The organism is Streptomyces sp. NPDC044719 (assembly GCF_056433405.1).
On record NZ_JBWKHE010000007.1, the window covers coordinates 489,699 to 505,197 of the forward strand.

Annotated in this window: 14 protein-coding genes and 1 tRNA gene; 3 read left to right on the forward strand and 12 right to left on the reverse strand. The window is 69.4% G+C overall.

Going from position 1 to position 15,499, the window contains the following annotated elements:
* Positions 1–46 precede the first annotated feature (46 nt).
* A complete protein-coding gene (locus AC07DF_RS28945) occupies positions 47–724 on the reverse strand; it encodes a TetR/AcrR family transcriptional regulator (protein ID WP_478977578.1) in 678 nt (225 codons plus the stop codon).
* On the reverse strand, positions 721–1,743 hold the full coding sequence (locus tag AC07DF_RS28950) for an acyl-CoA desaturase (protein ID WP_478977581.1): 1,023 nt from the start codon (positions 1,741–1,743) through the stop codon (positions 721–723). The genes AC07DF_RS28945 and AC07DF_RS28950 overlap by 4 nt, the downstream gene beginning before the upstream one ends.
* Positions 1,744–2,041: 298 nt before the next feature.
* On the opposite strand from AC07DF_RS28950, the gene ppc reads away from it, so the two are divergent.
* Complete coding sequence (gene ppc / locus AC07DF_RS28955; RefSeq protein WP_478977584.1) at positions 2,042–4,786, forward strand: phosphoenolpyruvate carboxylase; 2,745 nt, start codon at positions 2,042–2,044, stop codon at positions 4,784–4,786.
* Positions 4,787–4,851: 65 nt separating this feature from the next.
* Here ppc and AC07DF_RS28960 read toward each other — a convergent pair whose 3' ends face one another.
* The 8 genes from AC07DF_RS28960 to AC07DF_RS28995 all read right to left on the reverse strand — a co-directional run bounded on the left by AC07DF_RS28960 (position 4,852) and on the right by AC07DF_RS28995 (position 11,344).
* Positions 4,852–5,541 (reverse strand): LPXTG cell wall anchor domain-containing protein, encoded by a 690-nt coding sequence (locus tag AC07DF_RS28960; protein ID WP_478977587.1) that lies wholly within the window; start codon positions 5,539–5,541, stop codon positions 4,852–4,854.
* A 139-nt stretch (positions 5,542–5,680) separates the two neighbouring features.
* A complete protein-coding gene (locus tag AC07DF_RS28965) occupies positions 5,681–6,184 on the reverse strand; it encodes a hypothetical protein (RefSeq protein ID WP_478977590.1) in 504 nt (167 codons plus the stop codon).
* 42 nt (positions 6,185–6,226) lie between these two features.
* Entirely contained in the window at positions 6,227–6,829 is a 603-nt protein-coding gene (gene pth / locus AC07DF_RS28970) for an aminoacyl-tRNA hydrolase (protein ID WP_478977593.1), read from the reverse strand.
* 69 nt (positions 6,830–6,898) lie between these two features.
* A complete protein-coding gene (locus AC07DF_RS28975) occupies positions 6,899–7,495 on the reverse strand; it encodes a 50S ribosomal protein L25/general stress protein Ctc (protein WP_478977596.1) in 597 nt (198 codons plus the stop codon).
* Between the two features lie 186 nt (positions 7,496–7,681).
* Positions 7,682–8,662 (reverse strand): ribose-phosphate diphosphokinase, encoded by a 981-nt coding sequence (locus tag AC07DF_RS28980; protein ID WP_215120928.1) that lies wholly within the window; start codon positions 8,660–8,662, stop codon positions 7,682–7,684.
* A 147-nt stretch (positions 8,663–8,809) separates the two neighbouring features.
* On the reverse strand, positions 8,810–10,255 hold the full coding sequence (glmU, locus tag AC07DF_RS28985) for a bifunctional UDP-N-acetylglucosamine diphosphorylase/glucosamine-1-phosphate N-acetyltransferase GlmU (RefSeq protein ID WP_478977600.1): 1,446 nt from the start codon (positions 10,253–10,255) through the stop codon (positions 8,810–8,812).
* 134 nt (positions 10,256–10,389) lie between these two features.
* Positions 10,390–10,460, reverse strand: a tRNA-Gln gene (locus tag AC07DF_RS28990).
* A gap of 11 nt (positions 10,461–10,471) precedes the next feature.
* Positions 10,472–11,344, reverse strand: coding sequence for a hypothetical protein (locus tag AC07DF_RS28995; protein WP_478977603.1), 873 nt, complete (start codon positions 11,342–11,344; stop codon positions 10,472–10,474).
* Positions 11,345–11,512: 168 nt separating this feature from the next.
* Here AC07DF_RS28995 and AC07DF_RS29000 point away from each other — a divergent pair, with 168 nt between their 5' ends.
* On the forward strand, positions 11,513–12,811 hold the full coding sequence (locus AC07DF_RS29000) for a sensor histidine kinase (protein WP_478977606.1): 1,299 nt from the start codon (positions 11,513–11,515) through the stop codon (positions 12,809–12,811).
* A gap of 76 nt (positions 12,812–12,887) precedes the next feature.
* Here AC07DF_RS29000 and AC07DF_RS29005 read toward each other — a convergent pair whose 3' ends face one another.
* Positions 12,888–13,382 (reverse strand): SUKH-3 domain-containing protein, encoded by a 495-nt coding sequence (locus tag AC07DF_RS29005; RefSeq protein WP_478977609.1) that lies wholly within the window; start codon positions 13,380–13,382, stop codon positions 12,888–12,890.
* Between the two features lie 97 nt (positions 13,383–13,479).
* Positions 13,480–14,100 (reverse strand): YwqJ-related putative deaminase, encoded by a 621-nt coding sequence (locus AC07DF_RS29010; RefSeq protein WP_478977612.1) that lies wholly within the window; start codon positions 14,098–14,100, stop codon positions 13,480–13,482.
* Between the two features lie 390 nt (positions 14,101–14,490).
* Between AC07DF_RS29010 and AC07DF_RS29015 the strand changes: the two genes are divergently transcribed.
* A complete protein-coding gene (locus tag AC07DF_RS29015; protein ID WP_478977615.1) occupies positions 14,491–15,495 on the forward strand; it encodes an SMI1/KNR4 family protein in 1,005 nt (334 codons plus the stop codon).
* Positions 15,496–15,499 lie beyond the last annotated feature (4 nt).

The following is a 15,499-nucleotide window of genomic DNA, read 5'->3' on the forward strand; positions in this document are numbered from 1 at the left end:
CCACAAGAGTAATCTAGTGATTCATTTCTTCAGGTTCTGTTATGTGCTAGCTCTTGCGGCGCCCTATCAAATGCGGCTTCGGCTCCAGGCCGTCCAGGCCGTGCCAGGCCAGGTTCACCAGGTGCGCGGCCACCTCGGCCTTCTTCGGCTTGCGTACGTCCAGCCACCACTGGCCGGTCAGGGCGACCATGCCGACCAGGGCCTGGGCGTACAGCGGGGCCAGCTTGGGGTCGAAGCCGCGGCTCTTGAACTCCTTGCCGAGGATGTCCTCGACCTGGGTGGCGATGTCCGAGATCAAGGAGGCGAAGGAGCCCGTCGACTGGGGGATGGGGGAGTCCCGGACCAGGATGCGGAAGCCGTCCGTGTGCTCCTCGATGTAGTCCAGGAGGGCGAAGGCGGCCTGTTCGCAGAGTTCGCGAGGGTGACCGGCCGTGAGGGAACTCGTCACCATGTCCAGCAGACACCGCATCTCGCGGTCCACGACCACCGCGTACAGCCCCTCCTTGCCGCCGAAGTGCTCGTACACCACCGGCTTGGAGACCCCGGCCTTCGCCGCGATCTCCTCCACCGACGTGCCCTCGAACCCCTTCGCGGCGAAGAGTGTGCGACCGATCTCCAGCAGCTGTTGGCGGCGCTCGGCGCCGGTCATCCGCGTGCGACGCACTCGCCGCGGCTTGTCATTGCTGGGGGTGCTGCTCGAGTCGGTCGCCACAGCGACCATCATGCCGCCTCGACGGGTTCCTTCCCGCGCCGGGAGCCGCCTTCCCCGTCGTTACGGCGCGAATCGATACGCGAGCGTGACGGCCAGCGCACGTCGTACGCCCAGCCGGCCATCTCGAACCAGCGGATCAGCCGGGCGGAGGAGTCCAGTTGGCCGCGCATCACCCCGTGCCGCGCGGAGGTGGGGTCGGCGTGGTGCAGGTTGTGCCAGGACTCGCCGCAGGACAGCACCGCGAGCCACCACACGTTGCCCGACCGGTCGCGCGACTTGAAGGGGCGCTTGCCGACCGCGTGGCAGATCGAGTTGATCGACCACGTCACATGGTGCAGCAGGGCCACCCGGACGAGCGAACCCCAGAAGAACGCCGTGAAGGCACCCCACCAGGACATCGTGACCAGGCCGCCGATCAGGGGCGGGAGCGCCAGGGAGAGGGCCGTCCACAGGATGAACTGGCGGGAGATCGTGCGGAGCGTCTTGTCCTTGATCAGGTCCGGGGCGTACTTGTCCTGCGGAGTCTGCTCCTCATCGAACATCCATCCGATGTGCGCCCACCACAGGCCCTTCATCAGGGCCGGGACGGTCTCACCGAAACGCCACGGCGAGTGCGGGTCGCCCTCCGCGTCGGAGAACTTGTGGTGCTTGCGGTGATCGGCCACCCAGCGGACCAGGGGGCCCTCGACCGCCATGGAGCCGGCGATGGCCAGCGCGATCTTCAAAGGCCGCTTGGCCTTGAAGGAACCGTGCGTGAAGTGGCGGTGGAAGCCGATCGTGATGCCGTGGCACCCCAGGTAGTAGAAGAACACCAGCAGGCCCATGTCCAGCCAGCTCACACCCCAGCCCCAGGCCAGCGGCACCGCCGCCAGCACGGCGACGAACGGGACGATGATGAAGAGGAGGAGAGTGATCTGCTCGATGGACCGCTTCTGCTCGCCGCCCAGCGTGGCGGAGGAGGGGGCTGCGGGGTCGGTGGCCTGACCGGGCGCCTCGGGGGCGTCCTCGATCACGTCGGAACTACTGGTCATACGCGTCCCCTGGGGGGTATGTGGATGAAGAAGTGGGGGTAGCCGGGGCACGGGGACCCGTACGGCTGCTTCCTACGGTTCCGTAACCTACGGCTTCGTAAGTATGGCAGTGCGCCGCCCGGCGGCAAGAGCCCGAGAGCCTGCGCGTCCCCGCTGACACCTATCCTGGAGTCGGTCGGACAGCGCGGTCCGCTCTGATTTCTTCCCGGATGTCCGGCCCGTATGCGGCGCACGCCGCGCGAGACGCCGTCCGGGTTCCCCTCCCAGACGAGCTTCAACACTGCAAGGAGCCGCACCTGTGAGCAGTGCCGACGACCAGACCACGACGACGAGCAGTGAGCTGCGTGCCGACATCCGCCGGCTGGGTGACCTCCTCGGGGAGACCCTTGTCCGGCAGGAGGGCCCTGAGCTCCTGGAACTCGTCGAGAAGGTCCGCCGCCTCACCCGTGAGGACGGCGAGGCCGCCGCCGAGCTGCTACGCGGCACGGAACTGCAGACCGCGGCCAAGCTGGTCCGCGCGTTCTCCACCTATTTCCACCTGGCCAACGTCACCGAGCAGGTCCACCGCGGCCGCGAGCTGCGCGCCCGCCGCGCCGCCGAGGGCGGACTGCTCGCCCGTACGGCCGACCGGCTCAAGGACGCCGACCCCGAACACCTGCGCGAGACGGTTCGGAACCTCAATATTCGTCCCGTGTTCACGGCCCACCCGACCGAGGCCGCGCGCCGGTCGGTCCTGAACAAGCTCCGGCGCGTCGCCGCGCTCCTCGACACCCCCGTCATCGAGTCCGACCGACGCCGTCTCGACATCCGGCTGGCCGAGAACATTGACCTCGTCTGGCAGACCGACGAACTGCGCGTCGTCCGCCCCGAGCCCGCCGACGAGGCCCGCAACGCCATCTACTACCTGGACGAACTGCACGCCAACGCCGTCGGCGACGTGCTGGAGGACCTCACCGCCGAGCTGGAGCGCGCCGGGGTCAAGCTCCCCGACGACACCCGCCCGCTCACCTTCGGCACCTGGATCGGCGGCGACCGCGACGGCAACCCCAACGTCACACCCCAGGTGACCTGGGACGTCCTCATCCTCCAGCACGAGCACGGCATCAACGACGCCCTCGAGACGATCGACGAGCTGCGCGGCTTCCTGTCCAACTCCATCCGCTACGCCGGCGCCACCGAGGAACTGCTGACCTCCCTCCAGACCGACCTGGAGAACCTCCCCGAGATCAGCCCCCGCTACAAGCGCCTCAACGCCGAGGAGCCCTACCGGCTCAAGGCCACCTGCATCCGGCAGAAGCTGGAGAACACCAAGAAGCGCCTCGCCAAGGGCACCGCACACGTCCCGGGCCGCGACTACCTCGGCACCAGCCAGCTCCTCGACGACCTGCGGATCATCCAGAGCTCCCTGCGCGAGCACCGCGGTGGCCTCTTCGCCGACGGCCGCCTCGCCCGCACCATCCGCACCCTCGCCGCCTTCGGCCTCCAGCTCGCCACCATGGACGTACGCGAACACGCGGACGCCCACCACCACGCCCTCGGCCAGCTCTTCGACCGGCTCGGCGAGGAGTCCTGGCGGTACGCGGACATGCCCCGCGACTACCGCGCCAGACTGCTCGCCAAGGAACTGCGCTCCCGCCGCCCCCTCGCGCCCACCCCGGCGCCCGTCGACGCGCCCGGCGAGAAGACCTTCGGCGTCTTCCAGACCGTGAAGCGGGCCCTGGAGGTCTTCGGGCCCGAGGTCATCGAGTCCTACATCATCTCCATGTGCCAGGGCGCCGACGACGTCTTCGCCGCCGCCGTCCTCGCCCGCGAGGCCGGCCTGATCGACCTGCACGCCGGCTGGGCCAAGATCGGCATCGTGCCGCTGCTGGAGACCACCGACGAGCTCAAGGCCGCGGACACCATCCTGGAGGACATGCTCTCCGACCCGTCGTACCGCAGGCTCGTGGCGCTGCGGGGCGACGTCCAGGAGGTCATGCTCGGGTACTCCGACTCCTCCAAGTTCGGCGGCATCACCACCAGCCAGTGGGAGATCCACCGCGCCCAGCGCCGCCTGCGCGACGTCGCGCACCGCTACGGCGTCCGGCTCCGGCTCTTCCACGGCCGCGGCGGCACCGTCGGCCGCGGCGGCGGCCCCACCCACGACGCCATCCTCGCCCAGCCCTGGGGCACCCTGGAGGGCGAGATCAAGGTGACCGAGCAGGGCGAGGTCATCTCCGACAAGTACCTCATCCCCGCCCTGGCCAGGGAAAACCTGGAACTGAGCGTCGCGGCCACCCTCCAGGCATCCGCCCTGCACACCGCCCCGCGCCAGTCGGACGAGGCCCTGGCCCGCTGGGACGCCGCGATGGACGTCGTCTCCGAGGCCGCCGAGGCCGCCTACCGCAGGCTCGTCGAGGACCCCGACCTCCCGGCGTACTTCTTCGCCTCCACACCCGTCGACCAGCTCGCCGACCTCCACCTCGGCTCCCGCCCCTCACGCCGCCCCGACACCGGCGCCGGCCTGGACGGGCTGCGGGCCATCCCGTGGGTGTTCGGCTGGACCCAGTCCCGGCAGATCGTCCCCGGCTGGTTCGGCGTCGGCTCCGGCCTCAAGGCACTGCGCGAAGCGGGCCTGCGGCAAGAAGGTGACACCGTCCTCGACGAGATGCACGGACAGTGGCACTTCTTCCGCAACTTCATCTCCAACGTCGAGATGACCCTGGCCAAGACCGACCTGCGGATCGCCCAGCACTACGTCGACACCCTCGTCCCCGACGAGCTCAAGCACGTCTTCGACACCATCAAGGCCGAGCACGAACTGACCGTGCGTGAGGTGCTGCGCGTGACCGGCGAAGAGGAACTTCTCGACGCCGCGCCCGTCCTCAAGCAGACCTTCGCCATCCGCGACGCCTACCTCGACCCCATCTCCTACCTCCAGGTCGCCCTGCTCAAGCGGCAGCGCGACGCCGTCGGCGCCGCCGAAGAACCCGACCCGCTGCTCGCCCGCGCCCTGCTCCTCACCGTCAACGGCGTGGCAGCGGGCCTGCGCAACACCGGCTGAGCCGCTCCCCGGACACGACCGTGCCCCCGAGCCCGTACAGGCTCGGGGGCACGTCTCGTTCCACGTCAGCCGCGGCCGAGCCGCCGGCGCCTGAACACCAGGAACCCGCCGAACCCGACCAGCACCGCCGCCACACCGGACAGCAGACCCACCGGAGCCCCGCTGCCCGTCTCCGCGAGGTCACCGTCGGCGACCCCCTGCGGCGACGGCGACGAGGACGCCGCGACCTCGCCGGCCGGCGAACTCGGTGACCCCGACGTCTCCGGCGCACCCGACGGCTCCTCAGACGCCCCGGACGACGGCGACGCGGACGCCGACCCGGACGGCGTCGAACCGCCCGGCTCCTGCTCGTCCTCGCAGTCCGTCCAGAACACCTTGTGCTTGGCGGCACCCTTCTCACCGTCGAAGTTCCAGAACAGCTTGTAGTGCCCGTCGGGCAGCGACAGGTCCTCCGAACGGCCGTGACCCTTGCCGTCCAGCGTCAGCGAGCCGGAATCCACCGTCTCCCCCTTGTTCTCACTCGGGGGAATGGCGTCGATGCGCCAGTCCACCCGCTGACCAGCGTCGAAACCGAAGGCATCCAGGTAGAAGGCGCACACATGCGGCTCGTTGCGGCGCAGCTCCTCGCCCGTCGAGGCGTCATGGATCTTGACCGTGCCGTTGTCACCGGGAGGGGCGGCGTGAGCGGCCGGAGCGAGCAGGAGGACCGCGGAAGCGGCGGCGGACACAGTGCCGGCGCGGGAGAGGGTTCGCATCGAGAATTCGTCCATCTTCGAGAAGTGACCGGGAAGATGTGGAGGGGGCGGCTCAGCATCCAGCCTCGCCCGAAGTCACGTCAATCACGAACACACAACGCTCGGCCCCCTCCGCATGAGAGGAGAACGCCGGTACCCCTCAGACGGTCACGAAAGCCGCCGTCAGCACCGCCACCCCCGACAGGGCCAGCACCCACGCCACCCGCGTCCGCAACAGCCCGCCCGCCACCACGACCGACGCCAGCAACAGCGCGCCACCCAGCGGAATCCACGCGTACAGAACCCCCGCCGGGCCCGACCGCACCGCGTGATCACTGCCGGGCTTCAGGACCACCGTGTAGGTCCGGCCCTTCTCCACCGCGACGGACTTCTCCAGCTCGACCCTCGGCCGGGGCTGCGCACCCTGCGACAACGGCGTGAACGTACCCGTGCACGTGTCCGGCCCGCACCGCGTCACCTCGACCGTGCCGCTCTCCCGGCCCTTCGTCAGCATCACATGCTGCGCCGTACCCCACGACGCCCACACACCCGCGATCAGGATCAGCGCGGCGACCGTGCCCATCGCCGCGAACCGTCCGAACCGCAGCACGGCATGAGAGCTCTGGTGAGAGGCGATGGCAGTGGGGGGCATGGCCGGGATCATTGGCCATACCCGTACGGCCGGTCAACTCCCTGGGGTGACAAGTCAGGAGTTGTACGTACCTTGCGCCCGCTCCAGCCCCTCGATCACCAGACACTCCACCGCGTCCGCCGCCCGGTCCACGAAGTAGTCCAGCTCCTTGCGCTCCGTCGAGGAGAAGTCCTTCAGCACGAAGTCGGCGACCTGCATCCGCCCCGGCGGCCGGCCGATCCCGAACCGCACCCGGTGATAATCCGCCCCGAACGCCTTCGTCATCGACTTCAGACCGTTGTGCCCGTTGTCCCCACCGCCCAGCTTCAGCCGCAAGGTCCCGTAATCGATGTCCAACTCGTCATGGATCGCCACCACATGGGCGACCGGCACCTTGTAGAAATCCCGCAGCGCGTTCACCGGCCCGCCCGACAGGTTCATGTACGACATCGGCTTCGCCAGGATAACCCGGCGATTCGCCGGCCCAGGCGGCCCGATCCGACCCTCGATCACCTGCGCCTGCGCCTTCCCCGCCCGCTTGAACCTCCCCCCGACCCGATCCGCCAGCAGATCGGCCACCATGAAACCCACGTTGTGCCGGTTCCCCGCATACTCCGGCCCCGGATTGCCCAGCCCCACGATCAGCCAGGGAGCGGCGGCATCGGTCGTCACGTCCATGTCTCCTTCATACGCGTCGGCCGCTGCTCCGCACCGGAACAGCGGCCGACGAAACGACGACGAAGAGAATCAGGCCTCAGCGGCCTCTTCACCCTCGGCCTCTTCACCCGCAGCGGCCTCCTCGGCCTGCGCGGCCAGGACCTGAAGGACGACGGTGTCCTCCTCGACGGCCAGCGTCGTGCCCTTCGGCAGCGTGATGTCCTTGGCCAGGATCGAGTCACCGGCCGACAGACCCTCGATGGAGACCGTCACGGACTCCGGGATGTGCGTGGCCTCGGCCTCGACCGGCAGCGCGTTCAGCACGTGCTCCAGCAGGAAGCCGCCCGGGGCCAGCTCACCCTCGGTGTGGACGTAGATGTCGACGTTGACGCGCTCGCCCTGCTTCACCAGCAGCAGGTCGACGTGCTCCAGGAAGCCCTTCAGCGGGTCACGCTGCACGGCCTTCGGAATCGCCAGCTCCTTGGTCTTGCCGTCGATGTCCAGCGCGATCAGGACGTTCGGCGTACGCAGCGCCATCAGCAGGTCGTGGCCCGGCAGCGTCACGTGCAGCGGGTCCGAACCGTGCCCGTACAGGACACCCGGAACCTTGGACTCACGACGGATACGGCGCGCGGCACCCTTGCCGAACTCGGTGCGCGTCGCGGCGGAGATCTTCACCTCGGACATAGTCACTCCTCGAAGTAGGAACGGACGTGGTCACCCGGCCACGAACGGCCTGCTACGAAGAGCGCGTCGATAACGGACCACCGCATCCCACAACAGGAAACGGCCTCCCTCGCCGAGCAACTGCAGCAGTCTACTCGGCAGGGGAGGCCGCACCCAAAACGATCTACAGGAACTCCGGAAGAGCCCTCACTGCTCGTCGAACAGGCTCGTCACCGAACCGTCCTCGAACACCTCACGCACCGCGCTCGCGATCGTCGGCGCGATCGACAGCACCGAGATCTTGTCCAGGTCCCCGCTCAGCTCACCCGGCGTCGGCAGCGTGTTCGTGAACACGAACTCGCTCACCCGCGAGTTCTTCAGCCGGTCAGCCGCCGGACCCGACAGCACACCGTGCGTCGCCGTCACGATCACATCCTCCGCGCCGTGCGCGAACAGCGCGTCGGCAGCGGCACAGATCGTCCCACCGGTGTCGATCATGTCGTCCACCAGGACACACACGCGCCCCTTCACCTCACCCACGACCTCGTGGACGGTGACCTGGTTCGCGACGTCCTTGTCCCGCCGCTTGTGCACGATCGCCAGCGGCGCGCCCAGCCGGTCGCACCAGCGGTCCGCGACCCGCACCCGGCCCGCGTCCGGAGACACGACCGTCAGCTTCTCCCGGTCCACCTTCCGGCCCACGTAGTCCGCCAGCAGCGGCAGCGCGAACAGGTGATCCACCGGCCCGTCGAAGAAGCCCTGGATCTGGTCCGTGTGCAGGTCGACGGTGAGAATGCGGTCCGCACCCGCCGTCTTCATCATGTCCGCGATCAGACGCGCCGAAATCGGTTCACGTCCGCGGTGCTTCTTGTCCTGCCGCGCGTAACCGTAGAAGGGCACGATGACCGTGATGGACCGGGCCGACGCGCGCTTCAGCGCGTCGATCATGATCAACTGCTCCATGATCCACTTGTTGATCGGAGCCGTGTGGCTCTGGATCAGGAAGCAGTCGGCGCCACGCGCCGACTCCTGGTAACGCACATAGATCTCACCGTTGGCGAAGTCGAAGGCCTTCGTCGGGACGACCCCGACACCCAGCTGGTGGGCAACCTCCTCGGCAAGCTCGGGGTGGGCGCGGCCGGAGAAGAACATCAACTTCTTCTCGCCGGTCGTCTTGATCCCGGTCACAGCACTGTCTCCTCAGAGGTGTCGCAGCTGGGGTTTCGATCTGGGGTCGAGAGACCTCTCAGCCGGCTCGCGAGAGGGCGTCTCAACTGGTGGGGGTGCGGGTGTGCACTTATCACCGTACGCCGTGTTTGAGGCACCGCTTTCCGGTCAGCCCTCCTCGGCCGACTCCCGGGAAGCCGCCTCAGCCGCCTTCGCGGCCGCGCTCCCCGGACGCTTTCGAGCCACCCAACCCTCGATATTCCGCTGCTGACCACGGGCCACGGCCAGCGAACCGGGCGGTACGTCCTTCGTGATCACCGACCCGGCCGCGGTGTACGCACCGTCCCCCACCGTGACAGGCGCCACAAACATGTTGTCCGAGCCCGTACGGCAGTGAGACCCGATGGTCGTGTGGTGCTTCTCCCGGCCGTCGTAGTTCACGAACACACTCGCGGCACCGATGTTCGACTGCTCACCGATCGTCGCGTCACCCACATAGGAGAGATGAGGCACCTTCGTGCCCTCCCCGATCGTGGCGTTCTTCGTCTCGACGTACGTCCCGATCTTGCCCCTGGCACCCAGCCGCGTCCCCGGACGCAAGTACGCGTACGGCCCCACCGACGCGCCCGGGCCCACCTCGGCGCTCACGGCCACGGTGTTGTCCACGCGCGCGCCCGCCCCGACCCGGGTGTCGGTCAGCCGGGAGTTGGGCCCGACCTCCGCGCCCTCGCCGAGATGCGTCGAGCCGTGCAGCTGGGTGCCCGGGTGCACCACGGCGTCCTGCTCGAACGTCACCGTGACGTCGATCCAGGTCGTGGCCGGGTCGACGACCGTCACACCGGCGAGCATGGCCCCGGTCAGCAGCCGGTCGTTGAGGATCCGTCGGGCCTCGGAAAGCTGCACCCGGTTGTTGATCCCGGCGATCTCCCGGTGGTCGCCGGCCACGGAGGCCCCGACCCGGTGCCCCGCCTCGCGCAGGATGCCGAGCACGTCGGTCAGGTACTCCTCGCCCTGGCTGTTGTCCGTGCGCACCTTCTTCAGCGCGTCGGCGAGCAGCTGGCCGTCGAACGCGAACACACCCGAGTTGATCTCACGGATCGACCGCTGCGCGTCGGTGGCGTCCTTGTGCTCCACGATCGCGGTCACGGCGCCGGTGTCGTCGCGGACGATCCGGCCGTAGCCGGTCGCGTCCGGCACCTCGGCGGTCAGTACGGTGACCGCGTTGCCGTCGGCGGAGTGGGTGGCGGCGAGGGCGTCGAGGGTCGCGCCGGTGAGCAGCGGAGTGTCCCCGCACACCACCACGACGGTCCCGTCGACGGACCCGCCGAGTGCCTCGAGACCCATCCGTACGGCGTGCCCGGTGCCGTTCTGTTCGGCCTGTACGGCGGTGCGGACGGCGGGGGCGATCTCGCCGAGGTGGGCGGTGACCTTCTCACGGGCGTGGCCGACCACGACGACCAGGTTCTCGGGGTGCAGCTCGCCCGCGGCGGCGAGCACGTGCCCGACGAGACTGCGGCCGCAGAGCTCGTGCAGGACCTTGGGTGTGGCCGACTTCATACGGGTGCCCTCACCCGCTGCGAGAACGACGACGGCTGCCGGGCGGTTGGCGCTCACGGGATGCCCTTCGGCTGTGGATGGGGTGGGGTTTCATCCGCAGGATACCGGGGGGTTTTGTGGGGGGTGGGGGTGTGGGGCCCGAGCGGGAGTTTGCCAGTCAGGACGCGAACCGAACCGTTGTGTTCTGTGAGCTCCCGGAGAAGGATTCGAACCCTCATTCAACGGACCAAAACCGTTTGTCCTGCCCTTAGACGATCCGGGATGGATCACGCGTTATGTCCGATTGGAAAGATCGGCCTTGCGCGCGGAGTCCACTATGCCGTACCAGGACCCCTCGATGCGACGGTACAGATCGGCACCCTTCAGGACTTTGACCACTAGGCAACCGCGATAGGAATCGCCGACGTTCTTACGGCGGGTCTTGGGGTTGTGCCTCTTGAGCGTCGTCCTGTTGAACGCGGCGCGGTCGGCACCGACGAGGTCGGACCAGTGCTGCTCGGCTGCTGCCACGTCGGCGGACTCGTGGATCATCACGGTGAACCTGAGCCGCTCGCGTTCCACTCCCAGTAGGTCGAGCCAGGCCAGGAACACCTCGATCATGCCGGAGTCGCTGTTGACGAAGCAGACGTTCTCGCGGCGGTCGTAGGGCTTGTCCTTGCCACCCTCCGCCCAATAAAGGCCGACGCCCAGCAGGAACAGCTCCCGTGTCGACAGGTCGCCGACGGCTTGTCTGGCGGTCTCCTTTGTGCGCTGTCGTTCCTCGTCGCGCAGGCGCATGGTGGCTTCCCAGCCCCGCCTCGCGATCGCTGACGCCTCCTCGGGGGTTCGCTTGCGCTCCGGCTTCGGCAGGTCCCGCACCCACAGCGAGATCGAACTCTTCGAGCACCCCAGCTCCACCTGGATCTGGTCGTACGTCCAGCCCTGGAGGCGGAGTTCCCTCGCCCTCTCGCGGAGGTCGTCCTTCGCGTTGGGGCGCTTCGTCCAGGCGGGGGCCGGTTCGCCTTCCAGGAGGCGGTTGAGGATGTCGTTGTTGTCGACCTGGAGGCGGTCGCGGATCTGGCGTCGGCTGAGGCCCGCGCGGCGCAACGCCACCGCCCTTTCCCGCAGTCCCTCGAAGTCGGCGTATTTGCCGTTGGCATGTGTCATACGCATACCGTCCGGGCGGAATGGAGGCCTCCGGGATCGAACGGTGCGCGATTCAGCAGTTCGAGGGATATCGGGCCGTATCGCGGCTGAACGGTCACGGAGTGTGGTGTAGGCCAGTCCGGGAAACTCACCGGAAAAGCGGCGGTGGGCGCCTTTAGGCTGGAGGGCATGACCGCGACGGGGGAAGACCATGTGACGGCCCGGGGAGGGCCGTGGTGGTGGGCCAGGCGGCGCAGTGCCGTGTTCGATGTGAGTCTGGCCGTGGCGTCCGCGCTGGAGTGCGGGTTCGAGGGTGTTCCGTTCGCCAGGGATGCGGGGATCCCGGTGGCGGCGGGGGTGGTGTTCGGGCTGCTGGCCGGTTCCGTGCTGCTCGTGCGGCGGCGGTGGCCGATCGCGGTGGTGCTGGTGTCGATCGCCATCACGCCCGCCGAGATGGGCTTCCTGATGGGCGTCGTCGGCCTTTACACGCTGGCCGCGTGCGAGGTGCCCCGGCGGATCCTCGCCTCGCTTGCGGGGATGTCGCTGCTGGGGACGCTCATCGTGACGTTCGTGAAGACGCGGCAGGACATGTCGCGGGGGGACCTGGACATCGGGGACTGGTTCGTGCCCTTCGCGGCCATCACGATGTCGGTGGGGTTCACGGCGCCTCCCGTGCTGCTCGGGCTGTATGTGGGAGCCCGGCGGCGGCTGATGGAGAGCCTGCGGGAGCGGGCTGACGATCTGGAGCGGGAGCTGCAGCTGCTCGCGGAGCGTGCGGAGGAGCGGGCCGAGTGGGCCCGGAACGAGGAGCGGACCAGGATCGCGCGGGAGATGCACGACGTGGTCGCGCACCGGGTGAGTCTGATGGTGGTGCATGCCGCGGCGTTGCAGGCGGTGGCGCGGAAGGATCCCGAGAAGGCCGTCAGGAACGCCGCGCTGGTGGGGGACATGGGGCGTCAGGCGCTGACCGAGTTGCGGGAGATGCTCGGGGTGCTGCGCAGTGGTGGGGAAGAGCGGCGTGAGCGTGCGGCGTCGGTGCCGCTGGCGGCGGTGGGGGCGGCCGCGGCCGCGGCGGCTTCGCGGGCCGCTGACGACGAGGGGCCGTGTCTGGCGGAGATCGAGGAGCTGGTCGGGCAGTCGGCCGCCGCGGGGATGGTGGTGGATCTGTCGGTGGAGGGGGATGAGCGGTCGTATGCGCCGGAGGTCGAGCAGACGGCTTACCGGGTGGTGCAGGAGGCGTTGACGAACGTCCACAAGCACGCGGCCGGGGCGAAGACCTATGTGCGGCTGGCGCATCGGGTGTCGGAGATCGCGATGCAGGTGGAGAACGAGCCGCCCGAGGAGGCGGCGTCGTCGGCGCGGTTGCCGTCCGGGGGGAACGGGCTGGTGGGGATGAAGGAGCGGGTTGCGGCGCTGGGCGGGGTGTTCGTGTCCGGGCCGACGGACGCGGGGGGTTTCCGGGTGTCGGCGGTGATTCCGGCGTCGTAGGGCCCGCTTGTCCTCGGTCCCGCTTGTCCTCGGTCCCGGTTGTCCTCGGTCCTGGTTGTCTTCGGTCCCGGTGTTGTCAGCTCGCTGTGAGGCGTACGGGTTCCGTGCCGGCGATGAGGGTGGAGAGGGCCTGGTCGATGTCGGGGCCGAGGTACCAGTCGCCGGTGTGGTCGAGGGTGTAGACGCGGCCGTCGGTGTCGATGGCGACGAGGGACTGGCTGTCGGTCTCGGCGCCCAGGGGGCAGACCTCGGTGCCGAGGGCGCGGCCGAGGTCGCCGAGGGTGCGGGCCATGTGGAGGCCGTGCAGGGGGTCGAGGTGCAGGGTGGCGGGGGCGACCTGGCGGCCGGGGCCGGTGGGTGCGAGGTGGAGTCCGCCGAATTCCGCCCAGGCTTCGACGGCGGCGGGGAAGACGGTGTGCCGGTGGCCTGCGGGTGAGGCGTGGTCGCGCAGGGCGTCGGCCCAGTATTCGGCCTGCTTGATGTCCCAGCGTCCGGGTTGCCAGCCGGCGGCGCGCAGGGCGGCGTCGACGGGTACGGGGAAGCGGGTGGTGGAGGTGCGGTCGGTGTGCATCTGCCCTTCGTCTCGTCGAGGTGCTGGGGGGAGGGGGCGGCGGGTGTGAGGGCGCGCCGCGGTGCCGGGTGGTTCCGGGGTGGGTCGGGGCGGGGCGTCAGTCGTTCTGGGACGCCGGGTCGACTATGCGGACCCCGAAGTGGGCGCTGAGGGCGGTGCAGGCGCGGCAGGGGGTGGCGAAGGTGCCGTGGAGGGGGTCGCCGTCCTCGCGGATGTGCCGGGCGGTGAGTTTGGCCTGCTTGAGGGCTTTGCGGGCCTCGCCGTTGGTCATGGGTTTTCGTGCGGCGCGTTTGCTGCGTGCGGTGTCGGCCGCGGCGATGTGCCGGGAGATGAGGATGGTTTCGGCGCAGCGGCCGGTGAAGCGGTCGCGCTGGGCGCTGGTGAGGGTGTCCAGGAAGTCCTGGACGAGGGGGTGCAGTCCCGGGGGTGTGTCGCCGCGGGCGGCGGTGCCGGTGAGGGTGGCGCCGCGGACGGAGAGGGCGGCGGCGACGGTGGGGAGGATGCCGTCGCGGCGGTGGTGGAGGGCGGGGGCGTGGGCCGCTTCGGTGGCGCTCCAGCCGATGCGGGGGTCGCCGTTGCGGGGGTCGCCGGCTCTCGGGCCGCCGTTGCGGGGATCGCCGCCTCTTGGGTCGCCGTGGCGCGGGTCGCCGTGCCGGGGATCGCCGTTTCGTGGGTCGGCGGACCGGCCGGTGTGTGGTCCCGTCTGTGTCGCGTTCATGATCGTCTTCCCCTCCGTGCATCCCCCCGGGGGTCACAGACTGCCAAATGCCGTGGCTGGTGCGGAAGCTGGGGCGCGGCGACACGCCCGTTCCGGGTTGCGCCGTCACGGTGGGGTGACGGCTGGTCACGGAAGCGGAGGGGGTGCCGGCCGGTGCCGGTGACCGGTGTCGTCGTACCGCATAGGCTGTCGGCACCGCGGGCGATGCGGTGATCCGTTCGGAGATCGATGCAGTGAACCGGAGGGTGATCCGCGGGTCGGCGCGTGCAGGGAAGCGCAGAGAAGTCGAGACGGACAGTCGAGACGGACAGACGTGACAGTCGATACGGGCCGTAGTGCGCCAAAGGTGGTCAATACGGTTCGTACAGAGTGCCGCAGGGGGCAACCGCCATGACGACAGGTCGGCTCGGGCAGCAAGCCGCGCCGCCGAACGCGGCCTACGCCGGGCAGGTCGTGCATTTCCCGGACCCGGTCCGGGCGGCCCGTCACCCGAGAGGGGTGCGGGTCGACGAGCGTGGCTACCCCGACTTCTCGCCCTACGCGCGCGCGGTCGCGGAGATCGCGGAGCCGCCGGAGGGTTTCGGTGTCGACGAGTTGCGGCTGACGGACTACGTGTCGGCGAACAGCGCGCTGTCGGCGTCCGGGCACGAGCTGTGGGACACGGTGCCGGCGGTGGCGACACCGCACGGCTGGACCTGGCACCACGCGGTCGCCTCGCGGCGGCTCGAGCTGGTCCCGGTCGAGGTGAAGGCGCTGCTGCGGCATCACGGCGGTGTGGCCACGTCGGGTGTCGATCACGGCAAGCGGGGCACGCGGCCGCTCCAGGAGACGCGTCCGGCGCACTTCGGGCTGCCGAAGTCGGGGGTGGCCGTGACGGAGTCGCAGGTGCAGAACGTCGAGGAGGAGCTGGGCTACCGGCTGCCGGGCGCGTACCGGTCGTTCCTGAAGGCGGCGGGCGGTTGCGCGCCGGTGGGTGCCGCGCTCGACGCGGAGCTGGGGCTGCTGGTCGACCAGCCGTTCTTCACGGTGCGGGACGAGGCCGCGGTCAATGACCTGGTGTACGTCAACAAGTGTCTGCGGGACCATCTGACCAAGGACTACCTGGGCGTCTCCTTCGTCCAGGGCGGGCTGCTCGCCGTGAAGGTGAAGGGCGAGCGGATCGGCTCCGTGTGGTTCTGCTCGTACGACGACGCGCGGGACGTGGATCCCTCGACGCCGCCGGCGGAGCGGGTGGAGCGGCTGCTGCTGCCGTGCGGGGACGACTTCGACGTCTTCCTGTCGCGGCTGGCCGGCAATCCGCCGGAGTTGGAGACGGTGGCGAACCTGATGGTGGACGGCGGGTTCGCGCGTGTGGTGCCGGTGGGTGCGGTGTCGTCCTCGGCTGTGGGGGAGTGACTTC